The organism is Erwinia sp. 2186 (assembly GCF_057812255.1).
The window spans coordinates 2,092,496-2,115,996 of sequence record NZ_CM173824.1; the positions used below are offsets into that span (position 1 = coordinate 2,092,496).

Consider the following 23,501-nt stretch of genomic DNA (forward strand, 5'->3'; position numbering starts at 1 on the left):
GATGAGCACACTTCCGACACCAAATGTTGATGCGGCTTCTGCCAACGACATTATCTCCCGAATTGGTTCGCTGACGCGGATGTTGCGCGACAGCCTGCGTGAATTGGGACTGGATCAAGCTATTGCTGAAGCGGCGGAAGCAATTCCGGATGCCCGCGACCGCCTGGATTACGTAGTGCAAATGACCGCTCAGGCGGCAGAACGCGCGTTGAACTGCGTGGAAGCTTCACAGCCACGTCAGACGCTGATGGAAGATGGAGCGAAGGCGCTGAAAGGCCGTTGGGATGAATGGTTTGAAAATCCTATCGAACTGGCGGATGCCCGCTCTCTGGTTTCGGATACCCGTGGCTATCTGGAGTCTGTGCCTGAACACACCGCTTTCACCAACGCACAGTTGATGGAAATCATGATGGCACAGGATTTCCAGGACCTGACCGGTCAGGTGATCAAGCGCATGATGGACGTTATCCAGGAAATCGAGCGCCAGCTGTTAATGGTGCTGCTGGATAACATGCCAGAACAGGCTTCCCGTCCGAAGAAGGATGTGGACAGCTTGCTCAATGGTCCGCAGATTAACGGTACCGCGCCTGGCGTGGTAGCGAATCAGGATCAGGTGGACGATTTACTGGACAGCCTCGGGTTTTAAGCTTGTCTGTGACAGGAGCTGGCGCCCGCCAGCTCCTGCTATTTTTACCATCCCGCAAATAACCCCCATTTTACGCGTTTACTCGCGGCATTATCCCTGCGCCAATTTGGCATGCTGGCACCTGAAATTCCGTATTGAAGGTAAGCTTCCGTGGCCGGAGACAGCGAAGAGGAAAAGACCGAATCCGCAACCCCCCACCGAATAGAAAAAGCACGAGAAGAAGGGCAAATTCCGCGTTCGCGCGAGCTGACCTCCGTGCTGATGTTGGTGGCGGGACTGAGTATTTTGTGGATCACCGGGGCGACAATGGCACGAAAGATCGGCGCGCTGCTGGCCGATGGGCTCAAATTCAACCATTCCGTGGTCAGCGATACCAGCCAGATGCTGCATTTACTGGGCAACCTGGTGCAGCAGGGGATCTTCACGCTGATCCCGATGATGGCCGGTTTAGTGCTGGTGGCGATTGCCGCACCGATGCTGCTGGGCGGCGTGGTCATCAGCGGTAAAGCCATTAAGTTTGATGTTGGCAAGATGAACCCGATTAAGGGCATCGGCAAACTGTTCTCCGGCCAGACGGCTGCAGAGCTATTGAAGTCGGTGCTGAAGGCGATTCTGGTCGGCTGCGTCACCTGGCTGTATATCCGTCATCACTGGCCCGATATGCTGCGACTGATCAGCGAATCACCGTATAACGCCTTAGCCAATTCGTTAAATATGATTGCGATGTGTAGCGTGCTGGTGGTGTTTGGGCTGTCGCCGATGGTGATGTTTGACGTGTTCTGGCAGCTGTACAGTTATTTCAAGGGCCTGCGCATGACGCGCCAGGATATCCGCGATGAGTACAAGCAGCAGGAAGGTGACCCGCACGTGAAGGGCCGCATTCGTCAGCAGATGCGCGCCGCCGCCCGCCGACGCATGATGGCGGATGTGCCAAAGGCCGACGTGATCGTCACCAACCCGACGCACTATTCCGTGGCCTTACAGTACGACGAACGCAAGATGAGCGCGCCGAAAGTGGTGGCGAAAGGGGCCGGCGAGATTGCCCTGCGCATCCGTGAGTTGGGCAAAGAACACCGCATTCCGATTTTAGAAGCACCGCCGCTGGCGCGTGCCTTATACCGACACAGTGAGATTGGTCAGCATATTCCGGGAACGTTATATGCCGCCGTCGCAGAAGTGTTGGCCTGGGTTTGGCAACTCCGTCGCTGGAAGCTGGAGGGTGGCCTGGCCCCGAAAAAACCTGACAATTTAACCGTCCCGGAAGGACTGGATATTGTCATAAGAGATGAAGACTAATGGCGAATCTGGCCGCAATATTACGGTTACCGAATTTTAAAGATACCCAATGGCAGGTGATGGCCGGGCCGGTATTGATTCTGATGATCCTGTCGATGATGGTGCTGCCGCTGCCGCCCTTCATTCTGGATCTGCTGTTCACCTTTAATATTGCGCTGTCGATCATGGTGCTTCTGGTGGCGATGTTCACCCAGAAAACGCTGGAGTTCGCCGCTTTCCCCACCATTTTGCTGTTCTCAACGTTACTGCGCCTGGCGCTGAACGTTGCCTCAACCCGTATCATTTTGATGGAAGGCCACACCGGAGCTGGTGCGGCTGGACAGGTGGTTGAAGCCTTCGGTCACTTCCTGGTGGGCGGTAACTTCGCCATCGGTATCGTGGTGTTTATCATCCTGGTGATCATCAACTTTATGGTTATCACCAAGGGTGCGGGCCGTATCGCCGAAGTGGGCGCGCGTTTCGTGCTTGACGGCATGCCCGGCAAACAGATGGCCATCGACGCCGACCTTAACGCCGGCCTGATTGGCGAAGAAGAAGCGAAAAAACGCCGTTCTGATGTGACCCAGGAAGCCGACTTCTACGGTTCAATGGACGGTGCGAGTAAGTTCGTTCGTGGTGATGCCATCGCCGGTATCATGATCATGGTGATTAACGTGGTCGGCGGACTGTTAGTCGGCGTTATCCAGCATGGGATGGACGTGGGGCACGCGGCGGAAAGCTACACGCTGCTGACCATCGGTGATGGCCTGGTTGCACAGATCCCGGCGTTGGTGATCTCAACCGCAGCAGGTGTGATCGTCACCCGCGTCGGCACCGATCAGGATGTTGGCGAGCAGATGGTCACCCAGCTTTTCAAAAACCCGCGCGTCATGATGCTGAGTGCCGGCGTTCTGGGCCTGTTAGGCCTGGTGCCGGGCATGCCAAACCTGGTGTTCCTGATGTTCACCGCCGCCTTGCTGGGCCTCGCCTGGTATCTGCGCGGTAAAGAGACCAAACCGAAAGCGGCAGCCCCGGCGCCAACCAAACAGGTTGAAGCCTCTTCCAATACCGAAGCCTCCTGGGGCGATGTGCAGCTGGAAGATTCGCTGGGCATGGAAGTCGGTTACCGCCTGATCCCGATGGTCGACCATCAGCAGGATGGTGAGCTGCTGGGCCGTATCCGCAGTATCCGCAAAAAATTCGCCCAGGAGATGGGCTTCCTGCCGCCGGTGGTGCATATCCGTGACAACATGGATCTGCCGCCTGCGCGCTACCGTATCCTGATGAAAGGCGTCGAAATTGGCAGCGGTGATGCCTATCCTGGCCGCTGGATGGCGATCAACCCTGGCACCGCCGCCGGCACGCTGCCGGGCGAACCGACCGTCGATCCGGCGTTCGGTCTGGCTGCCACCTGGATTGACAGTGCGCTGAAAGAGCAGGCGCAAATCCAGGGCTTTACCGTGGTGGAAGCCAGTACCGTGGTGGCAACACACCTTAACCACCTGATTGGTCAGTACGCCAGCGAGCTGTTTGGCCGTCAGGAATCGCAGCAGCTGCTGGATCGCGTGACCCAGGAGATGCCAAAGCTGACCGAAGATTTGATCCCAGGGGTGATTTCCCTGACCACGCTGCATAAGGTGCTGCAAAACCTGCTGGCCGAGCGCGTTTCAATCCGTGATATGCGCACCATTATCGAGACGCTGGCGGAGCATGCTGCGGTACAAACCGATCCGCATGAGCTGACGTCGGTGGTTCGCGTTGCACTGGGCCGCGCCATTACCCAGCAGTGGTTCCCGGGTACCGGTGAAGTGCAGGTGATTGGGCTGGATACCACCCTTGAACGTCTGTTGCTGCAGGCGCTGCAGGGCGGTGGCGGACTCGAGCCGGGCCTGGCGGATCGTCTGATGGCGCAGGCGCAGGGCGCGCTGGATCATCAGGAATCATTAGGCGCACCGCCGGTGCTGCTGGTTAACCATCCGCTGCGTGCATTGCTGGCCCGCTTCCTGCGCCGCAATATGCCGCAGCTGATGGTGATCTCGAATCTTGAATTGAGCGATAACCGTAATATCCGCATGACGTCGACCATTGGAGGTCACTGATGAAAATGCTATTACTGCTGCTCTGTTTCCCGGGCGTTGTCCTGGCCGCCGGCGGTGCCTGGCAGGCCAGCTCGATCGGGCCTGGCCTGCAAAATCGCGGGATGCAGGCGGCATCGCCGGCGCTGACCGCTTCTGAAGCGGTGGACGGTTCGATTACCGAAGTGGCCTGGCGCTATGTGGTTAACGGCCCGGTGCCTTCAGGCATGATGGTGCACCTGTGTGCCGAAACCCGCTGTGTGGCGCTCGACGGTGCCAGCGGCGCAACCCGCGGCCTGAGCAATCTTGCCGCTAACCAGAGCCTGCATTTTGTCTACGGCGTGCAGGGGAAAGGGCGACTAAACAAGGATCTGCGGGTGATCAGCAATCAGGTGATGGTCAACTACCACTGATTGCTGAACGGCAGGATCAAAAAAGGGGACGATTACGCATCGTCCCCTTTTTTATTGCCGCGTCGGCGGTTACATTCTTTCTACCGTATCGATACCCAGCGTATCCAGACCCTGTTTCAGGGTTTTCGCCGTTAACAGCGCCAGCTTCAGGCGGCTCTGTTTGGTGGCTTCATCGTCGGCGGTCAGAATCGGGCAGTGCTCGTAGAAGCCAGAGAACAGGCCGGCCAGATCGTACAGATACGCACACATCACGTGTGGCGTACCGTCACGGGCAACCTGGGTGATGGTTTCTTCGAACTGCAGCAAACGCACCGCCAGCGCCGCTTCACGATCTTCAACGATTTGCGCGTTGCCGGTGACGCCAGTCTCATCAATCCCCGCCTTACGGAATACCGACAGCACACGTGTATAGGCATACTGCATATACGGCGCGGTGTTGCCCTCGAAAGCCAGCATGTTGTCCCAGTCGAAGATGTAATCGGTGGTACGGCTTTTGGACAGGTCGGCATACTTGATCGCGCCGATACCGACGCTGTTCGCCAGCGCCTTCAGCTCGTCGGCAGGCATGTCCGGGTTCTTCTCGCCAACCAGCTTAGTGGCACGCTCGACCGCTTCGTCCAGCAGGTCGGACAGCTTGATGGTGCCGCCCGCGCGAGTTTTGAACGGCTTACCGTCTTTGCCCAGCATCATGCCAAAGGCATGGTGTTCTAACGGCACCGACTCAGGCACGTAACCGGCTTTACGCACGATGGTCCACGCCTGCATCAGGTGCTGATGCTGACGGGAATCGATGTAATACAGCACGCGGTCCGCCTTGAGGGTTTCATAACGGTATTTCGCACAGGCGATATCGGTGGTGGTATAGAGGTAGCCGCCATCCTTTTTCTTGATGATCACACCCATCGGGTCGCCATCTTTGTTCTTGTACTCGTCAAGGAACACCACGGTGGCGCCTTCACTTTGCACCGCCAGACCTTTGGCCGTCAGATCGGCGACGATGCCCGGCAGCATATCGTTGTACAGGCTTTCACCCATCACGTCTTTGCGGCTCAGCGTCACGTTCATGCGGTCATAAATGATCTGGTTCTGCGCCATGGTGATATCGACCAGCTTCTTCCACATGGTGCGGCAATATTCGTCGCCACCCTGCAGCTTAACCACATAGCCACGCGCGCGCTCGGCGAAGGCCGGATCTTCATCATAGGTGCGCTTCGCTTCGCGGTAGAACACTTCCAGATCCGCCAGCGCGTGCTCTTCGTGATGCTCGTTCTGCTGTTTCTCCAGGAAGGCGATCAGCATGCCGAACTGGGTGCCCCAGTCACCGACGTGGTTCGCGCGGATCACGTTGTGGCCGAGGAATTCCAGCGTACGCACCGCCGCGTCACCGATGATGGTGGAGCGGACGTGACCGACGTGCATCTCTTTCGCCACGTTTGGCGCGGAGTAGTCAATCACCACGGTTTGGGGGGCCACCGGCGCAACACCGAGGCGCGGCGCGGCGGTAACCGCATCCACCTGCGCGGACAGCCACTGCTTGTCGAGGAACAGGTTGATAAAGCCGGGTCCGGCAATTTCTACTTTGCTGGCAATTCCGGTTAAATCGAGATGCTTAAGGACTTCTTCCGCCAGTTGTCGGGGCGCCATATCCAGCTTCTTGGCCACTGCCATGATGCCGTTCGCCTGGTAGTCACCAAACTGCACTTTGGCTGATTGTCTTACCTGCGGTTCGCAGTCGGCCGGAGCCCCTGCTGCGATCATCGCCTGACTGACTTTTTCTGAGAGAAGAGCCTGAATATTCACCGGGTTACCTTATATGCTAAAAAGCCTGCGTCGGGGCAAGCCATCATGCTGAACGACGCCAGGCCACAGAGCGATCTGTTGTACACTGGCACCGTCAAAAAAGAAGGGGAAAAGTATACTGCATTTCAGGCGGAGTTATCCAGGAACCTGATCATCGGAAGATGACGTGAGGGCGGCGGGAAACAGTGCTGTGACTGTTTCCCGCCAAAGTATTCAGGAACGGCGACGGGCTACGCGGTGAGGGCGATGCGGGCTGGCAACGGTGCTTTTATCGTTACGTACCTTCCAATGGCGGGCCAATGCAAACCCCATCATCGCAATCAGCACTGCAACTAAAATATACATAAGCATTATGCTTTTTCCTTGTGTGAGGGTGGGAACAAATCTATAAGAATCCACAATACCCTACAACGTCCCGACAGGGATTTAGGAATAGTCGCATTGTATAAATTTAACTAAACTAAAACAGAAAGTTAAAAGACATTTTCTAAATAATACGCTGGTCCTGAACCAGCTAAAACTGAGTATTTGCGTTAAATATCGTTATTAATAGGTACATTAATCCATAAAAATGCACTATTCATAACATTGGCTGGTCCGGTAATGAGACGGCGTCGCAAACAAATGATTAAGTAAACTACAGTAAGGAGGCCAAATGGCGCTGTTTTCGGGTAAAAATGCAGAAGAATTAAACGATTTGTCTAATGATTTACCCCGTTTTTTACACTCTCTTTACCAATTAGCGGATCGATTAGAACTGGATTTGGCGCAGCTTGAGGTTGACCACATTGCCGTGCGTTGTAACCAGAACACCACCGCAGCGCGCTGGAAATCTGGCTTTATGCAGCATGGCGTGCTGTTTTCGGAAAAAGAAATCAACGGACGTCCTGTGGCCCTTTTTGAACTGGAGTCGCCGCTGTTGGTTGGACCCTGGAAGATAAGCGTTGTTGAACTACCGTGGCCAGGAAATCGCCTGTATCGCCATGAAGGATGGGAGCATATCGAAGTGGTGTTGCGGGGTGATCCTGACGAACTGGGGTCGCGCGCGCTGGCGCTGTGCTCTGATGCAGGGCTGATTCAGCAGGGAATTTCCATCAAAAGCAGCGCGCCAAAGGGCGAAGGGGAACGTCTTCCCAATCCCACGCTGGCAATCAGTGACGGTTCGGTCACCATCAAGTTCCATCCCTGGAGCCTGAAAGAGGTGGTCGAAAGCGAGTTATGACAGGTTAAGACGCGGCAGGGTGCGCACGGCATTTTCCATGCGTCGGAGGGCTTCGTGGATAAAGTCGCGCGGGCAGCCGAAGTTCAGGCGCACGTAACCGTCGTCGCCAAAGTCACGGCCTGGTGAAAAGCCCAGTCCGTGACGTTCAAAGAACAGCGCCGGACTGGCGGCCTTCAGCTGACTGGCATCAATCCACGCCAGGTAGGTGGCTTCCGGTGCCACCATCGACAGGCCGGGTATGGCAATGACGCGCTGCGTCAGCAGGTCCCGCGTCTCCCGCAGATAGGCCAGCTGCTCATCCAGCCACGGCTGTCCGTCACGCCAGGCCGCCGTCGCGGCAACATACGAAAGAATATCCACGCCCGGCACCAGTCCCTGACGTTGTCGGGTGAAACGCTTGCGCAACTCCCTGTCCGGAATGATCGCCACTGAAGCACCCAATCCGGCAATATTGAAGGTCTTGGACGGGGAAATCAGCGTGACAGAGCGCCGTTCGGCATCCTCATTCAGCGAGGCAAAAGGAATATGCTGCACGCCGGGCTCCAGCAGCAGGTCGCAATGGATTTCATCTGAACAGACAATCAGATCGTGGCGCTGGGCAAACCGCCACTGCTCCAGCAACTCCTCGCGACGATACACCGTGCCGCCCGGATTTTGCGGGTTACACAGCATCAGCAGCTTCTCATTGCCAGTCATTTGTGGCTCTAACGCCGCCAGGTCCATCACCCAACGTTCCTCTTCCAGACGAAGCTGGGCATTGAGTTGGCTGCGGCTGGCATTGGAGGCGGCTGAACGGAACGGCGGATAGATCGGGGTAGGGGCGATGGTGCCCTGATGCGCTTCAGTAAATGCACGCACCGCAAGATTTAAGCCGGTGACCACGCCGGGCAGGAACACCAACCACTCAGGTTTTATCGCCCACTGATACCTTTCAGCCATGCGGGCAATAATCACGTCAATCAGTTCGGAGGGCGGATTGCCGTAACCAAAAACGCCATGCTCAACGCGCTGCGTCAGGGCATCAATAATACACTGCGGGGAACGGAAGTCGGTGTCGGCGACCCACAGCGGGAGGATATCCTGATCACCATATTTTTGCCATTTGAGACTATCGCTGTGACGGCGATCGATCCGTTCATTAAAATTGGATGCCATGTTAGTGATTCCCGTTAATATTAAATCGAAGTTATTGAGTCAGACTAAACACCTGCAAAGATTTTCACAACCAGCCAGCAGTCATTAACAGGAGGATGGGATGCTAAAACTGGAAGTATGCTGCTATGGAGTCGATTGTGCTTTGACTGCTGAACAAGCCGGAGCCGATCGGGTTGAATTATGTGCTGCACCGGCCGAGGGTGGGTTAACCCCGTCCGCCGGCAGCCTTAAACTGGCGCGTGAAAAGCTGACGCTGCCCGTCCACCCCATTGTTCGCCCACGCGGCGGCGATTTTTGCTTCTCAGCCAACGAATTTAATGAGATAAAATCAGACGTCGCGCTGATCCGCGAACTGGGCTTTCCGGGCGTGGTGGTCGGCGTGCTGGATGTTGATGGCCATATTGACCTGCCAAGGATGAAACAGATTATGGCGCTGTGCGATGGCATGGCGGTCACCTTCCATCGGGCCTTCGATCTGTGCCACAGCCCGCTTATGGCCCTGCAGCAACTGACCGACCTTGGCGTGGCGCGCATCCTGACATCAGGACAGCAACAGAGTGCCGAAAGCGGATTATCGCTGCTCAAGGAACTTAACCGAATGACGCGCGGTCCAATCATTATGGCTGGGGCGGGCGTCCGTCTCGGCAATTTGCAGAAGTTCATTGATGCAGGTCTGAGCGAAATACACAGCTCGGCCAGCCAGAGAGTGGCCTCGCCGATGCGCTACCGTAAAGCCGGTGTCTCTATGAGTTCTGTGGCAGAAACCGATGAATTCAGTCGCACCTGTGTGGACAGTGATATGGTCGAAGCGATGAAAGTCGCGCTGTCGCTCAGTCCCCCGGTGAGAGTTGCCTGACCCGATTTTGCCGCGCAGCACGCCACTAAACGACGTGATGTTTGCAAGTACCAAGCCCCATCGTTTTGGTGGGGCTTTTTTTCACCCCAAACTGCCCGCAGGGCAGAAATTCCCCTTACACTTAGGCTATTCCTTTCCTCTTTGACGAGATTGTTCATGAAAATCATCATGCTGGGCGCAGGGTGTTTTATGTTGTGGGCAGGCGTCTCGGCCGCGTATGCCGCAGAGAGCTGTCCTGCGCAGGCGAAGCAGATCAATGACAGCAACAGCCTGGTGCTGCTGGGTGGCACCGCCAAAGGGCCGATCAAGCAGGTGGTGGTTGGCGAGTTTGGTAAGGACGTTAATCAGCAGAAACGCATTCTGGGCCAGTTCGATCGCTGTGGCGCGTTGCTCAGGGCGGACATCAGCTATGACAAGAGCGAAGGCAACATGATGCTGCGGATGGTGCAGAATATCGCCCGGGTTAACAGCGGCTGGCAGTCGGTGTATGACATGTCGGTGTTCATGATCAAAGACGGCCAGCCGGTGGAAGTGAATCGCAAACAGGGCACCGTGAACTATCTGATCGGCAACAAGGGTACTATCACCAGTTCAACCGATGCCTTTTTACTGAAGGGCGAGAAGGGGTTCACCGAAACCACCAACAGCTTTGATTCCCGTCTGCGGTTGATCAAAAGCGTGGCCAGAGGCTCCGACGAGCAGGCTAACGGTGTGTTTCGTTATCAGTGGAACAATAAGAACCAGTTAGTCAACTCCAGCTCCGGCAACAGCAAAATGAGCTGGTCGTATGATAAGCAGGATCGCGAGCAGCGTTTGCTGACGCTGACCCATTCCGCCAACAGCGATTTGACCTCGGTTGATGAGTGTCAGCTGTGGGACGATCGGGGGAACTGTACCTTAAGCTACGCCCATGAGAAGGAAGTGTTTCCGCAGGGCGAAATTAACCGCCATATCAGCGCCGCCTACCGGTTTGAATACTGGGAGCAGTAACAGGTAATAAAAAAGGCGGCGGGAGAATTCCGCCGCCTTGTTACAGGGTGGGGTGACGCGACTATTTCACCGTCAGGCTAAAGGCATCCACCGCCAGAATGGCACTGGCAATATCTTCCGCACTCAGATTCGGGTTGAGGTTTTTCAGCGTATCGCCTTCGCTGTTGGCCAGCGCACCGACTTTCACCAGGTTTTCCCAGCTCTCCTTCTCCAGATGCAACTCTTTCAGCGTGGTTGGCATGTTAATCGAGCGGTAGAAGCGGATATAGCGCGCGATCTCTTCATCCGGACGCTGCTCCAGCACCATCTGCGTCAGCGTGCCGTAGGCCACTTTCTCGCCGTGCGTCAGGTGGTGAATATCGCCGTCAATGGCGGTGAAGCCATTATGGATCGCGTGCGCGCCGGCCAGACCGGCGTTTTCAAAGCCCAGTCCTGACAGCAGGGTATTGGCTTCGACCACCGCTTCCACCGCAGGCGTTACCACTTTTTTCTCCACCGCCTGATAGGCGCTGTAACCGTAGGTCAGCAGCGTTTTTTCACAGGCTTCCGCAATCGCCATACCGGCAATGGTCGGATCGCCACCCACCATCGATTTGCTGTGAGAGCGTTTCACCGCCTGCGCTTCCACAAAGGTGGCCAGGCCGTCGGCGATGCCGGAAGCAAACAGGCGAACCGGCGCACGGGCGCACACCTGCGTATCGACCAGCACCAGGTCTGGGTTTTTGCTGTAGAAGCGATAGCTTTCGAATACGCCGGTATCGGAATAGATCACCGAAAGGGCGCTACAAGGCGCATCGGTTGAGGCGATGGTCGGGACAATCACCACCGGCTGTTTCAGTTCATCGGCCACGGCTTTGACGGTATCCAGCGTTTTGCCGCCGCCCAGACCAATCACCAGGCTTGCACCGCCTTGTTTAGCCAGTGCCGCCAGCCGGCTGATTTCGTTGCTGGACGCTTCGCCGTTAAACTGCTGATAGTGAAACTCAATATTGTGTTCGTTAAGGGAAGCCTGTGCTTCTTTACCAATCAGCCCCCAGACAATCTCATCGGCAACCACAAAGGCGTTATTGCCAAGCTCTGCGACGTACTCGCCTAGCTGGGCTAACACACCCGCACCCTGGACATATTTCCGCGGTGAAGAGAAAACGAATTTACTCATGTGGGACTCCTTTCAGTGAAATGAAACAGATGTCTGACTGCGCCAGTGTGAACCCTAAGGGGGGACAGGGTTTGTTAAAAAACGGCATAACGTAAAAAATTCACATTCTCATTTGTTGCCCCGGATGATTGATTTCCGCGCACGAAACGATTGATTGTGGTGAGGATGTCGCTAGAATATGAATTTCCTGTTAAGGACCCTGCCATGACCGCTTCACTGCTGACCTTTCTGTTCGCCATCATCATTCTGACGCTGACACCCGGATTCGATACCGCGCTGATCCTGCGCACCTCTGCCGCCAACGGCTGGAAAAAAGCCGTTACCACCAGTATGGGGATCAATACCGGCTGTATGGCGTGGGGCGCCGCGGTGGGCCTGGGATTAGGGGCGCTGCTGCTGGCCTCGGAGATGGCTTACAACATGCTTAAGCTGGTGGGTGCCGCCTATTTGCTGTGGTTAGGCGTAGGGTTACTGCTGAAGCCGCGTTCCCATTTTCATGCTGATGTGGCCGTAAGCAAAAAGCAGAGCGGCTATGGTGCCGTCTATATGCGTGGTTTTCTGGGGAATATGCTGAACCCGAAGGTGGGGGTGTTTTACGTCTCTTTCCTGCCGCAGTTTATTCCCGCGGGGGGTTCCGTCGCGCTGTGGAGTATCGGCCTGGCGTTTATCCATGTGATGGTTGGCACGGTGTGGAACGCCGTGCTGATTGCCTCAACGCACTATTTTGCCGAAAAGCTGCGTCGCCCGGCGGTGATGAAGATGATGGATCGTCTGACCGGCTGCGTGTTTCTTGGCTTTGCCGCGAAGCTGGCGATGTCGCGGCGGTAATGGTGCTGCGAAGTGAGCCGCAGAGGTCAACACCGCTGCGGTGTTGACCTCTGCTGAGACCTTTGAGCGTGACGGGGGTTAAGGCTTGCGCGCCACCAGAACCGCGCGCAGTGGCGCCGGATAACCCTCAATGGTTTTCGTCGCATCGTTGGGGTCAAGGAACTCGGCCAGCGATTCGCTGGTCATCCAGTCGGTGCGGCGCTGTTCGTCGGTGCTGGTGACCGAATAGTCCGCAATCCGCACGTCTTCAAAGCCACACTTCTCCAGCCAGTTTTTTAAGGCACCGGTGGTAGGCAGGAAATAGATGTTACGCATCTGCGCATAGCGCTCGCCCGGCACCAGCACTTCCTGGTCGCCACCTTCAATCACCAGCGTTTCCAGCACCAGTTCGCCACCGCTGACCAGCTGATTTTTTAACTGGTAGAGGTGATCGAGCGGCGAACGGCGGTGATAGAGCACCCCCATCGAAAACACGGTATCAAAGGCTTTCAGCTCCGGAAGTTGCTCAATCCCCAGCGGCAACAAATGGGCGCGCTGATCGTCGCCCAACAGCTTGCGCACTGCTTCAAACTGGCACAGGAACAGCTGCATCGGATCGATGCCGACCACCAGTCTGGCACCCGCACCCAGCATCCGCCACATGTGATAGCCGCTGCCGCAACCGACATCCAGCACCGTTCTGCCCGCCATCGGCGAAATATGCGGCAACACGCGGTCCCACTTCCAGTCTGAACGCCATTCGGTGTCAATGTGCACGCCGTATAACGAATACGGCCCTTTGCGCCACGGCATCAGATTTCTTAACAGCTTCTCAATACCGCCGCGCTGACGATCGGTCAGATGGCTGGCATCGGCGGTGACGCTGTGCAGTAAATCCAGCGTCTCCGGTTGCAGTGCCGGAAGATACTCAACGGCACGATCCCAGTTCTTGAAATGGCCATGCAACTGCTCGCGCTGCCAGGTGGCAATCTGCGCGGGCAGGGTTTCTAACCAGGGAGAGAGAAGCGGGTGTTTTGCTATTAACTGGTAAAAATTACCGAAATCCATCAGACCGAACCTGCTTTAAGCGCTATCAACGAGCCAAAATTAAAACACTGGAACCATAACTCAGCGTGTTCAAACCCTGCGGTGCGCAGGCGCGCTTTGTGCGTTTCCACGCTGTCCGTCAGCATCACGTTTTCCAGCATGCTGCGCTTCTGGCTGATTTCCAGCTCGCTGTAGCCATTGGCCCGCTTGAAATCGTGGTGCATGTTGAACAACAGCTCACCGACATCCGCATCCGCAAAGCTGAACTTCTCGGACAACACCAATGCGCCGCCAGGACGAAGCCCTTTCCAGACGGTATTCAGCAGCTGCTGGCGCTCGTCGGGTTCCAGAAATTGCAGCGTGAAATTCAATACCACCATTGAGGCATTCTCAATGTTGATATCACGAATATCGGCTTCAATGACGTCTACCGGCGTGTCCGCACGGAAGGCATCAATATGACGACGGCAACGCTCAACCATCGCCGGTGAATTATCCACCGAGATGATTTTGCAGCCTTCGACTTTGATGTTGCGGCGCACGGAAAGCGTAGCCGCACCCAGCGAACAGCCCAGATCGTAAACCTGGGTGTGGGGCTGCACAAAACGCTCGGCCAGCATGCCGATCATCGAAATAATGTTTGAATAACCCGGCACCGAGCGCTGGATCATATCAGGGAAAACTTCTGCAACGCGCTCGTCAAACGTCCAGTCACCCAGTTTGGCAATTGGCGCGGAGAACAACGTATCGCGGTTAGGCATAGTGGTCAGTCCGGGAGAAAAACGGAAAGGCGCTATTTTGGCAGAAAGCGGCGCGGGCTGCACCCTTTCTGCCACGGTTGCCGGGCAGGAAGGCGAAAAAATTGCGGCAGAGAGATTAATGCAGGGTCAGAACCAGGTCCCACGGCAGGTAGATCAGATTCAGGATAATCATTCCCAGCAGCGATAACAGGGTGATGATCATGCCGTTTTTACGCCACAAAATGGTGCTGGTGCGCATACCGTAGGCATGCAGCAGACGGCCAAGGAAGAAAAATAAGCCCACCAGATGCAGCATCCAGATATCGGCGCCGTTCATCTCCATCAATACCAGCAACAGTGCCGCCAGCGGAATATATTCTACCGCGTTGCCGTGAATACGAATGGCGGTCTGAAGTTCATAAAAACCGCCGTCACCGTGAGAAACACGGTACAGGCGTCGAAGACGAACCACATCAAGCGAAAACTTGATAATGAAAAGTGCTCCTAGCACGACATACAGGGCGCTGACCATCCCGACTCCCAAAGGCACAAATATTTTAAGGCGTCATCATAGCCGTGAAAACCCGGACTGTCAGTGCGTTACCCCTACAGTTAAAGAATTATCTTACGAATTAGCTCAGAATAACTGGTCCTGCTGCGGCCAGTTGGGCGGATCGCCAACGGCGGGTATTGCCTGCTGTAGCGCACTCCACAGATGCAAAACCAGTTCCGGTGCAAACGCGATATCCGGCGTATGGATAAACAGCCAGGGTTGGCCCTGTTCCTGCCACTGCGGCAACTTGCTGAGCCACGACTGGAACCATTTGAGATTGGCGTCCGCATCGTCACCGCCGATAAACCGCACCATCGGCCGGTCCGCAGTCATCACCGCATGCACCGGCAGCTGAGGCTTTTTGCGCTGCGCGTCAATAATCGCGGCATTGCTGGGTTTTGCGGAGTGTACGCCACGGGTATCAAGGATCACCCGGTTAACGCCTCGCTGATGTAAACCGCGATTAAGCTCGCGCTCAGCCTCGCCTTTGGCAAAAAAGTCCGCATGACGCACTTCGACGCCATAACTGAAGCTGTCCGGCAAGCCATCGAGAAAGGCCCACAGCGTGGGCAAATCGGCGGGGCTGAACGCGGCCGGAAGCTGAAGCCAGTACTGGCCGAGGCGGGCAGCCAGCGGTTCCATCAGAGCAAAAAACTCGGCCGTTAAATCGCCGCAGTTCTTCAGGGCAGCCTGGTGGCTGATGGTCGCCGGGAATTTAAAGCAAAAGCGAAACGCATCGTGGGTCATATCCTGCCAGCGCTGCACGATTTCAGGTCGGGGCAGGGCATAAAGCGTGGTATTGCCCTCAACGCAGTTAAAGTGCTGTGCGTAGTCGGCAAGGGTGGTCATACCCAGTTTTTTCCACTGAGGATGCTGCCATTGTGGCAATCCAAGGTAAAAAGGCTTCATCGGCTGTCCCTGATTGACGGTCTGGCCTGAAATGTAGCGAGCGAAAGGAGGGAGTGCAAGGCGAAGTGCCGGAGAACCAACCCGGCATTCGCATCAGCGAGCGCCGGGCTGACGGGGTTACAGTGCGGAGATGATCTCGGCGGACTGACGAACGCGACCCAGGCGCGGGAAGATATTTTTGAAGCTACCTTCGTGTTCTTCGGTGCTGCCGGCGCTGCAGATGTCTTCTGCAACAATCAGGTTGAAGCCCAGCTCCCACGCGTTACGCGCGGTGGATTCCACGCCGATATTGGTGGAGATGCCGCCCAGTACGATGGTGTCGATACCACGACGACGCAGCTGCAGCTCCAGATCGGTACCGTAGAACGCGCCCCACTGATGCTTGGTCACTTCGATATCGCTGTCTTTCTTGCCCAGCGCTGCCGGATACACCCACCAGTTCTCCGGCAGTCCGCCGCTGTGGCTGGCATCGACCGGTTGCTTTGGCGCATCGCCAAAGTCTTTTGCCCAACCAACACGCACCAGAATGACGGGTGAGTTGGCGGCACGGAACTTTTCAGCCAGCACCGCTGAACGGGCAACCACATCAGACGCTGCATGTGGGCCGCCAGCGAAAGGCAGAATACCTTCCTGCAAATCGATCAGTACCAGTGCCGTTTTTGCAGCATTTAATTCCAACATAGTCTCTCCGGTGAAAGGGGGGAAATCATTGAGAATACAAGCAATCTGATTTTATACGCGACAACAACAATGTTCGGAAAGGGTGAAATTTGTTAGCTTTTGTGAGTAGCCGGCAGATTGTGAACAAATTTGCCGCGAAACGACGCGCCTGATGCGCTCACGGCTCTTATCGTGCCGGGCTTTTTCCATTATAATGGCCGCCTTTTTTCGCGGCAGCAGACTTTATGTTGCGGCGATGCGGCGAAGTTTAAAGGATATCGTTATGCGTACTGATTATTGCGGACAGATCAACCTGTCTCACGTAGGCCAACAAGTGACACTCTGCGGTTGGGTCAATCGCCGCCGCGACCTGGGTAGCCTGATCTTCATTGATATGCGTGACCGTGAAGGCATCGTGCAGGTCTTTTTCGATCCGGACCGTCAGGAAGCCTTCAAGCTGGCCTCTGAACTGCGTAACGAATTTTGCATTCAGCTTACTGGCACCGTCCGTGCCCGTGACGACAAAAATAAAAACAGCGATATGGCCACCGGTGAAGTCGAAATTTTCGCCACCGATCTGACCATCATCAACCGCTCCGAGCCGTTGCCGCTGGATTCAAACCACGCCAACACCGAAGAAGCGCGCCTGAAATACCGCTACCTGGACCTGCGTCGTCCGGATATGGCGCAGCGCCTGAAGACCCGTGCCAAAATCAGCAGCTTTGTCCGTCGCTTTATGGATGACAACGGCTTCCTCGACATCGAAACGCCAATGCTGACCAAAGCCACGCCGGAAGGCGCGCGTGACTATCTGGTGCCGAGCCGCGTGCATAGAGGCAAATTCTATGCGCTGCCACAGTCTCCTCAGCTGTTCAAACAGCTGCTGATGATGTCCGGCTTCGATCGCTACTATCAGATCGTTAAGTGCTTCCGTGACGAAGACTTGCGTGCGGACCGTCAGCCCGAATTTACCCAGATCGACGTCGAAACCTCCTTTATGACCGCGCCTCAGGTGCGTGAAATCATGGAGCAGCTGGTGCGCGAGCTGTGGCAGGACGTGAAGGGTGTAGATTTGGGCAACTTCCCAATGATGACCTTCGCAGAAGCGATGCGTCGCTACGGTTCCGATAAGCCAGACCTGCGTAACCCAATGGAGCTGGTGGACGTTGCTGACCTGCTGAAAGACGTTGAGTTTAACGTCTTCTCCGGACCGGCGAACGATGCCAAAAGCCGTGTTGCCGCATTGCGCGTGCCGGGCGGCGAAAAGCTGACCCGTAAGCAGATCGATGAGTACACTGACTTCGTGAAAATCTACGGGGCGAAAGGCTTGGCGTGGATGAAAGTCAACGAGCGTGCGAAAGGTCTGGAAGGCGTCACCAGCCCGGTGGCTAAATTCCTCACCGCTGATATCGTTGAAGCGATTCTGGCCCGCACCAATGCCGCCGATGGCGACAGCATCTTTTTCGGCGCGGATTCCGCCAAGGTGGTGGCCGATGCGTTAGGTGCGCTGCGCCTGAAGCTGGGTCGTGACCTGGATATCACCACCGGCAATGCCTGGGCACCGCTGTGGGTTGTCGACTTCCCCATGTTTGAAGAAGACGGCGAAGGCGGCCTGAGCGCCATGCACCATCCGTTCACCGCGCCGAAAGATATGACGCCGGAAGAACTGAAGTCCATCCCGGAAACCGCCATCGCCAATGCGTACGATATGGTGATCAACGGTTATGAAGTGGGTGGCGGTTCGGTCCGTATCCACAACACGCAGATGCAGCAGACCGTGTTTGGCATCCTCGGCATTACCGAGCAGGAACAGCGCGAGAAGTTTGGCTTCCTGCTGGACGCGCTGAAGTACGGTACGCCGCCACACGCTGGCCTGGCGTTCGGTCTGGACCGTCTGGTGATGCTGTTGACCGGCACCGATAACATCCGTGATGTGATCGCGTTCCCGAAAACCACTGCCGCCGCCTGTCTGATGACGGAAGCGCCTAACTTCGCCAATCCGGCTTCACTGTCCGAGCTGGGTATTGAAGTGATGAAGAAGTACCAGACTCAGCAGCCGTCAGAGAACGAGTAATGGCGTTTAAGCATCCCGTGTCGGTACTGGTGGTGATTTACGCCCGCGATACCGGCCGGGTGCTGATGCTCCAGCGTCGGGACGATCCCGGCTTCTGGCAGTCGGTAACCGGCAGCCAGGAGCCAGGCGAAACGCTGGCAGAAACCGCGATGCGGGAAGTGAAAGAAGAACTGGGAATTGACGTCAACGCCAGGCAGCTCACAGTCGTCGACTGCCAGCGTCAGATACAATTCGAGATCTTCGCCCATTTCCGCCATCGCTATGCGCCGGACGTGACGCACAACAGTGAGCACTGGTTCAGCCTGGCGTTGCCGGAAGAGTGGGAGGTGTCGCTCAGCGAACATCTCGCCCTACAGTGGCTTCCGCCTGCAGAGGCCGCCGTGCTCACCAAGTCCTGGAGTAATCGCCAGGCAATTGAAGAATTTGTTATTTAGTCTTTTCTGGAGAATTGAATTTATGGCAGGCCACAGTAAATGGGCTAACACCAAGCACCGTAAAGCGGCGCAGGATTCCAAACGCGGTAAGATCTTTACCAAGATTATCCGTGAGCTGGTGACTGCAGCAAAACTGGGTGGCGGCGATGCCGGCTCCAACCCACGTTTGCGTGCCGCAATGGACAAAGCGCTGTCGAACAACATGACGCGTGACACCATGAACCGTGCGATTGCACGTGGCGTGGGTGGCGATGATGACAGCAACATGGAAACCATCATCTATGAAGGTTACGGCCCGGGCGGCACCGCCGTGATGGTTGAATGCCTGAGTGATAACCGCAACCGTACCGTGTCTGAAGTGCGTCATGCCTTCAGCAAAACCGGTGGCAACCTGGGAACCGACGGTTCTGTTGCTTACCTGTTCACCCGCAAAGGCGTCATCACCTTCGCACCGGGTCTGGCAGAAGATGACGTGATGGATGCGGCACTGGAAGCGGGCGCGGATGACATCGTGACCTATGACGATGGCACCATTGATGTGTTAACCGCCTGGGAAACCGTCGGTCAGGTGAAGGATACGCTGGAAGCCGCGGGCCTGAAGGCGGAATCGGCTGAAGTGACCATGATCCCGTCTACCAAAGCGGATATGGATGAAGAGACGGCACCAAAACTGCTGCGTCTGATCGATATGCTGGAAGACTGCGATGATGTGCAGGAAGTCTACCATAACGGTGAGATCTCCGACGAGGTGGCGGCAACCCTTTGATCGGGTTGTGTCTGCACAGCCCGCTGACCGGAGGTGCGTGATGACGATCATTCTTGGTATTGACCCAGGTTCACGCATCACCGGTTACGGCGTTATTCGTCAGGTTGGCCGCCAGCTGACCTACCTTGGCAGCGGCTGTATCCGCACCAACGTGGTCGATCTGCCTTCACGTCTGAAGCTGATTTACGCGGGCGTTAGCGAGATCATTACCCAGTTTCAGCCGGAATTTTTTGCCATTGAGCAGGTTTTTATGGCTAAAAATGCCGACTCGGCACTAAAGCTGGGGCAGGCGCGCGGCGCGGCGATTGTGGCCGCGGTGAATCATGATTTGCCGGTTTTTGAATACGCGGCACGTCAGGTGAAGCAAACCGTGGTCGGCACCGGTAGCGCAGAGAAAAGCCAGGTGCAGCATATGGTGCGCACCTTGCTGAAGCTCTCGGCGAATCCTCAGGCGGATGCCGCCGATGCGCTGGCGATTGCGATCACTCACTGCCACGTGAGCCAGAACGTCAATCGACTGGGTGAAGGGCCGTTAAGCCTGGCACGGGGTCGTCTCCGTTCCTGATAAGCTGGATATCCATCCAGCTTTTTTTATGGTATAAAATCCCACTACTCTTTTGTGAAGGATGCGAATGTGATTGGTCGTCTTAGAGGCATTATTTTAGAAAAACAGCCGCCGTTAGTGCTGCTGGAAGCCAATGGCGTAGGCTACGAAGTGCATATGCCGATGACCTGTTTTTATGAGCTGCCTGAACTGAATCAAGAAGCCATCCTGTTCACCCACTTTGTGGTACGCGAAGATGCGCAGCTGCTGTTTGGTTTCAACAGCAAGCAGGAGCGTGCGCTGTTCCGCGAGCTGATCAAAGTGAACGGTGTCGGACCTAAGCTGGCGCTGGCCATTCTGTCCGGCATGTCGGCGCAACAGTTTGTCACCGCCGTCGAGCGCGAAGAGATTGCGGCGCTGGTTAAGCTGCCAGGCGTGGGCAAGAAAACCGCCGAGCGTCTGGTTGTCGAAATGAAGGACCGCTTTAAAGGCATGCATGGCGACCTGTTCGCCGCCGATGCGCCATTTGCGCTGACCAGCGAAGTGCAGCCTGCGGATGCCGCTAACGATGCCGAAGGTGAAGCCGTTGCTGCGCTGGTCTCGCTGGGGTATAAACCTCAGGAAGCCAGCCGGATGATCAGCAAACTGGGTCGTCCGGACGCTGATTGTGAAACGCTGATCCGCGAAGCACTCCGCGCCGCAATTTGAGGTAAGCATGATAGAAGCCGATCGCCTGGTCTCGCCGGGAACCATCACCGAAGAAGAGGTCATTGACCGCGCCATTCGTCCCAAGCTGCTGCAGGAGTATGTCGGGCAGCCGGTGGTGCGTGAACAAATGGAGATCTTTATCCAGGCGGCCAAAATGCGCGGTGATGCACTTGATCATCTCCTGATCTTCGGCCCGCCAGGCTTAGGGAAAACCACGCTGGCCAATATCGTGGCTAACGAGATGGGCGTGAACCTGCGTACCACCTCCGGCCCGGTGCTGGAGAAGGCAGGCGATCTGGCGGCGATGCTGACCAACCTCGAACCGCACGACGTGCTGTTTATCGATGAGATCCACCGTTTGTCGCCGGTGGTTGAAGAAGTGCTCTATCCGGCGATGGAAGATTATCAGCTGGATATCATGATTGGCGAAGGGCCGGCCGCGCGATCGATTAAACTCGATTTGCCGCCGTTTACCCTGATTGGTGCCACCACGCGCGCGGGCTCGTTAACCTCGCCGCTGCGCGACCGTTTTGGCATCGTTCAGCGCCTTGAGTTTTATAAGGTGGAGGATCTGCGCCACATCGTCTCACGCAGCGCGGCCTGTCTTGGGCTGCCGTTAAGCGACGAAGGTGCGCTGGAAATCGCCCGTCGTGCGCGTGGTACGCCGCGCATCGCCAACCGCTTGCTGCGACGCGTGCGTGACTTCTCCGAAGTGCGTGCTGCCGGCAGTCTGAGCGGGGATGTGGCGTCACGCGCGCTGGATATGCTCAGCGTCGACACCGAAGGCTTTGACTATATGGACCGCAAGCTGCTGCTGGCGATCATCGATAAGTTTATGGGCGGGCCGGTCGGACTGGATAACCTCGCCGCCGCCATTGGCGAAGAGCGGGAAACCATTGAGGACGTGCTGGAACCCTATCTGATCCAGCAGGGCTTTATTCAGCGCACTCCGCGCGGCCGCATGGCAACGAATCACGCGTATAAACACTTTGGCATCAAGCGGGAAGAGTAATCCGCGTGGTCCAGACGAAAAAAAACCGGGAATTCCCGGTTTTTTTTATGGCTGCGGTAAGTGGGCGGGATAAAAACGGCCCTCTGCGGCAACGTTATACCGCCGGACGTTTCATCATGCTCAGCATAAACATCAGTGACGCGCCCAGCACCACTGACGGGCCAGCGGGCGTATCGTACCAGGCAGAGAAGGTCAGGCCGGCGGTCACCGCTAGAATCCCCACCAGGATGGCAATCCCCGCCATCTGCTCCGGCGAACGGGCAAAGCGTCTGGCGGTGGCGGCAGGAATGATCAGCAGCGAAGTGATAATTAACGCACCGACAAATTTCATCGCCACACCAATAGTTAGCGCGGTCACCAGCATCAGCACCATTTTGGTCCGCTGAATGTTAACGCCATCAACCTGCGCTAACTCCGGGCTGATGGTCATCGACAGCAGCGAGCGCCAGTAAAACGCCAGCACGGCCAACACAATCGCCACGCCCGCGCCGATGGTATACAGATCGGTTGGCGTCACCGACAGCAGGTCACCGAACAGATAGGCCATCAGATCGACCCGCACGTTGGACATCAGGCTGACTACCACCAGACCCAGCGACAGCGCGCTGTGCGCGAGGATGCCAAGCAGGGTATCAATGGCCAGATGCGGCCGGCGTTCCAGCCAGACCAGCAGCAGCGACAGCAGCAGCGTGATAGCAATCACGGCATAAAACGGGCTGATATTCAGCAGCAGACCAAAGGCCACGCCCAGCAGTGAAGCATGCGCCAGCGTATCGCCAAAATAAGACATCCTGCGCCACACCACGAATGAACCCAGCGGGCCTGCGGCCAGCGCCAGTAAAAAACCGGCAAACCAGCCGGGTAACAGCAGTTCAATCACTGATTCTGTCCTCTGCGTAAAACAATACGTCCCTGTAAATCGTGACGGTGATTATGGTGGTGACGATAGATGGCTAACTGTTCGGCGCCACGGGAGCCAAACATCGAGATAAATTCGGGGTGTTTCGACACCACTTCTGGCGTGCCGGAGCAGCAGATATGCTGATTAAGGCACAGTACCTCGTCGGTTTTTGCCATGACCAGATGCAGATCATGGGAAACCATCAGCACCGCGCAGTTCAGCTCGTTTCGCAACTGGTCGATCAAATCATACAAAGCAACCTGACCATTGACGTCCACGCCTTGCGTCGGCTCATCCAGCACCAGCACCTGTGGCTGATTCAGCAAAGCACGGGCCAGCAGCACGCGCTGCATCTCGCCACCGGACAGTTTCTGCAGCGGGTAATTCAGCAGCTGGGCCGCCTGCACGCGCTTTAACGCCGGCAGAATATCGCTGCGCTTGACGCCGCCGCGCAACAGCATAAAGCGCTCGACGGTGAGGGGCAGGGTGGCATCCAGATGAATTTTTTGCGGCACGTAGCCAATGCGTAACTGAGACGGGCGGAGTAATTTGCCCTGGTCCGGTTGGATCAGGCCCAGCACCACGCGAACAAGCGTCGACTTGCCTGCGCCATTCGGGCCAAGCAGGGTCAAAATTTTACCGGGTTGCAGGGTTAACGAGACGTCGGAAAGCACACGACGCACGCCAAAGCTGACAGACACTTTTTCCAGACTAATCAGTGGGGACATAATCATTACAGGTTGCCAAAGTTTTAG

25 protein-coding genes are annotated in these 23,501 nt (G+C 56.3%); 14 read left to right on the top strand and 11 right to left on the bottom strand.

What is annotated here, in order from left to right:
* Window position 1: 1 nt before the first annotated feature.
* The 4 genes from cheZ to flhE all read left to right on the top strand — a co-directional run bounded on the left by cheZ (window position 2) and on the right by flhE (window position 4,409).
* Window positions 2-646, top strand: a complete 645-nt coding sequence (gene cheZ, locus ACXKZG_RS09605) for a protein phosphatase CheZ (RefSeq protein WP_134824326.1) — start codon at window positions 2-4, stop codon at window positions 644-646.
* Window positions 647-796: 150 nt separating this feature from the next.
* On the top strand, window positions 797-1,942 hold the full coding sequence (flhB, locus tag ACXKZG_RS09610; protein ID WP_013202546.1) for a flagellar biosynthesis protein FlhB: 1,146 nt from the start codon (window positions 797-799) through the stop codon (window positions 1,940-1,942).
* On the top strand, window positions 1,942-4,020 hold the full coding sequence (gene flhA / locus ACXKZG_RS09615) for a flagellar biosynthesis protein FlhA (protein ID WP_134824325.1): 2,079 nt from the start codon (window positions 1,942-1,944) through the stop codon (window positions 4,018-4,020). Before flhB ends, flhA begins: the two co-directional genes overlap by 1 nt.
* Window positions 4,020-4,409: a flagellar protein FlhE gene (flhE, locus tag ACXKZG_RS09620; protein ID WP_013202544.1), complete on the top strand. Its 390-nt coding sequence runs from the start codon at window positions 4,020-4,022 to the stop codon at window positions 4,407-4,409. Before flhA ends, flhE begins: the two co-directional genes overlap by 1 nt.
* A 69-nt stretch (window positions 4,410-4,478) precedes the next feature.
* Here the strand turns inward: flhE and argS are convergent, their stop codons facing one another.
* Both argS and ACXKZG_RS09630 read right to left on the bottom strand, forming a co-directional pair.
* Window positions 4,479-6,209 (bottom strand): arginine--tRNA ligase, encoded by a 1,731-nt coding sequence (argS, locus tag ACXKZG_RS09625; protein WP_488876100.1) that lies wholly within the window; start codon window positions 6,207-6,209, stop codon window positions 4,479-4,481.
* 213 nt (window positions 6,210-6,422) lie between these two features.
* On the bottom strand, window positions 6,423-6,560 hold the full coding sequence (locus ACXKZG_RS09630; protein WP_013202542.1) for a hypothetical protein: 138 nt from the start codon (window positions 6,558-6,560) through the stop codon (window positions 6,423-6,425).
* Window positions 6,561-6,864: 304 nt separating this feature from the next.
* Here ACXKZG_RS09630 and ACXKZG_RS09635 point away from each other — a divergent pair, with 304 nt between their 5' ends.
* Complete coding sequence (locus ACXKZG_RS09635) at window positions 6,865-7,431, top strand: VOC family protein (RefSeq protein WP_488876101.1); 567 nt, start codon at window positions 6,865-6,867, stop codon at window positions 7,429-7,431.
* Here the strand turns inward: ACXKZG_RS09635 and ACXKZG_RS09640 are convergent.
* Window positions 7,426-8,586 (bottom strand): MalY/PatB family protein, encoded by a 1,161-nt coding sequence (locus ACXKZG_RS09640; RefSeq protein WP_488876102.1) that lies wholly within the window; start codon window positions 8,584-8,586, stop codon window positions 7,426-7,428. The genes ACXKZG_RS09635 and ACXKZG_RS09640 overlap by 6 nt on opposite strands.
* A 100-nt stretch (window positions 8,587-8,686) precedes the next feature.
* Here ACXKZG_RS09640 and cutC point away from each other — a divergent pair, with 100 nt between their 5' ends.
* Entirely contained in the window at window positions 8,687-9,442 is a 756-nt protein-coding gene (gene cutC, locus ACXKZG_RS09645; protein ID WP_053142666.1) for a copper homeostasis protein CutC, read from the top strand.
* 156 nt (window positions 9,443-9,598) lie between these two features.
* Window positions 9,599-10,432, top strand: coding sequence for a hypothetical protein (locus ACXKZG_RS09650; protein WP_105759801.1), 834 nt, complete (start codon window positions 9,599-9,601; stop codon window positions 10,430-10,432).
* Window positions 10,433-10,493: 61 nt separating this feature from the next.
* Here the strand turns inward: ACXKZG_RS09650 and ACXKZG_RS09655 are convergent, their stop codons facing one another.
* Entirely contained in the window at window positions 10,494-11,591 is a 1,098-nt protein-coding gene (locus ACXKZG_RS09655; RefSeq protein WP_134824321.1) for a glycerol dehydrogenase, read from the bottom strand.
* Between the two features lie 204 nt (window positions 11,592-11,795).
* Between ACXKZG_RS09655 and ACXKZG_RS09660 the strand changes: the two genes are divergently transcribed.
* Entirely contained in the window at window positions 11,796-12,419 is a 624-nt protein-coding gene (locus ACXKZG_RS09660; protein WP_479994811.1) for a LysE family translocator, read from the top strand.
* A gap of 78 nt (window positions 12,420-12,497) precedes the next feature.
* Here the strand turns inward: ACXKZG_RS09660 and cmoB are convergent, their stop codons facing one another.
* The 5 genes from cmoB to ACXKZG_RS09685 form a co-directional block, all read right to left on the bottom strand.
* The gene (cmoB, locus tag ACXKZG_RS09665; protein ID WP_488876103.1) at window positions 12,498-13,466 is read right to left on the bottom strand and encodes a tRNA 5-methoxyuridine(34)/uridine 5-oxyacetic acid(34) synthase CmoB; all 969 of its coding nucleotides are present in this window, start codon (window positions 13,464-13,466) and stop codon (window positions 12,498-12,500) included.
* Window positions 13,466-14,206, bottom strand: a complete 741-nt coding sequence (gene cmoA, locus ACXKZG_RS09670) for a carboxy-S-adenosyl-L-methionine synthase CmoA (protein WP_488876104.1) — start codon at window positions 14,204-14,206, stop codon at window positions 13,466-13,468. The genes cmoB and cmoA overlap by 1 nt, the downstream gene beginning before the upstream one ends.
* A gap of 115 nt (window positions 14,207-14,321) precedes the next feature.
* A complete protein-coding gene (locus ACXKZG_RS09675; protein WP_013202533.1) occupies window positions 14,322-14,717 on the bottom strand; it encodes an MAPEG family protein in 396 nt (131 codons plus the stop codon).
* A 105-nt stretch (window positions 14,718-14,822) separates the two neighbouring features.
* Window positions 14,823-15,647: a DUF72 domain-containing protein gene (locus ACXKZG_RS09680; protein WP_488876105.1), complete on the bottom strand. Its 825-nt coding sequence runs from the start codon at window positions 15,645-15,647 to the stop codon at window positions 14,823-14,825.
* Window positions 15,648-15,764: 117 nt separating this feature from the next.
* Window positions 15,765-16,328 (bottom strand): hydrolase, encoded by a 564-nt coding sequence (locus ACXKZG_RS09685; protein ID WP_053142683.1) that lies wholly within the window; start codon window positions 16,326-16,328, stop codon window positions 15,765-15,767.
* 262 nt (window positions 16,329-16,590) lie between these two features.
* Here ACXKZG_RS09685 and aspS point away from each other — a divergent pair, with 262 nt between their 5' ends.
* The 6 genes from aspS (at window position 16,591) to ruvB (ending at window position 21,845) form a co-directional block, all read left to right on the top strand.
* Window positions 16,591-18,381: an aspartate--tRNA ligase gene (gene aspS, locus ACXKZG_RS09690; RefSeq protein ID WP_488876106.1), complete on the top strand. Its 1,791-nt coding sequence runs from the start codon at window positions 16,591-16,593 to the stop codon at window positions 18,379-18,381.
* Window positions 18,381-18,815 (top strand): dihydroneopterin triphosphate diphosphatase, encoded by a 435-nt coding sequence (gene nudB, locus ACXKZG_RS09695; RefSeq protein ID WP_013202529.1) that lies wholly within the window; start codon window positions 18,381-18,383, stop codon window positions 18,813-18,815. Before aspS ends, nudB begins: the two co-directional genes overlap by 1 nt.
* A 22-nt stretch (window positions 18,816-18,837) precedes the next feature.
* A complete protein-coding gene (locus tag ACXKZG_RS09700) occupies window positions 18,838-19,581 on the top strand; it encodes a YebC/PmpR family DNA-binding transcriptional regulator (RefSeq protein ID WP_488876107.1) in 744 nt (247 codons plus the stop codon).
* Between the two features lie 40 nt (window positions 19,582-19,621).
* Window positions 19,622-20,146: a crossover junction endodeoxyribonuclease RuvC gene (ruvC, locus tag ACXKZG_RS09705; protein ID WP_013202527.1), complete on the top strand. Its 525-nt coding sequence runs from the start codon at window positions 19,622-19,624 to the stop codon at window positions 20,144-20,146.
* A gap of 69 nt (window positions 20,147-20,215) precedes the next feature.
* Complete coding sequence (gene ruvA, locus ACXKZG_RS09710) at window positions 20,216-20,833, top strand: Holliday junction branch migration protein RuvA (RefSeq protein WP_013202526.1); 618 nt, start codon at window positions 20,216-20,218, stop codon at window positions 20,831-20,833.
* Between the two features lie 7 nt (window positions 20,834-20,840).
* Complete coding sequence (gene ruvB, locus ACXKZG_RS09715) at window positions 20,841-21,845, top strand: Holliday junction branch migration DNA helicase RuvB (RefSeq protein WP_013202525.1); 1,005 nt, start codon at window positions 20,841-20,843, stop codon at window positions 21,843-21,845.
* Window positions 21,846-21,939: 94 nt separating this feature from the next.
* On the opposite strand, the gene znuB is transcribed toward ruvB, so the two are convergent.
* Complete coding sequence (gene znuB, locus ACXKZG_RS09720) at window positions 21,940-22,725, bottom strand: zinc ABC transporter permease subunit ZnuB (RefSeq protein ID WP_013202524.1); 786 nt, start codon at window positions 22,723-22,725, stop codon at window positions 21,940-21,942.
* Window positions 22,722-23,474, bottom strand: coding sequence for a zinc ABC transporter ATP-binding protein ZnuC (gene znuC / locus ACXKZG_RS09725; RefSeq protein ID WP_134824314.1), 753 nt, complete (start codon window positions 23,472-23,474; stop codon window positions 22,722-22,724). The genes znuB and znuC overlap by 4 nt, the downstream gene beginning before the upstream one ends.
* Window positions 23,475-23,501 lie beyond the last annotated feature (27 nt).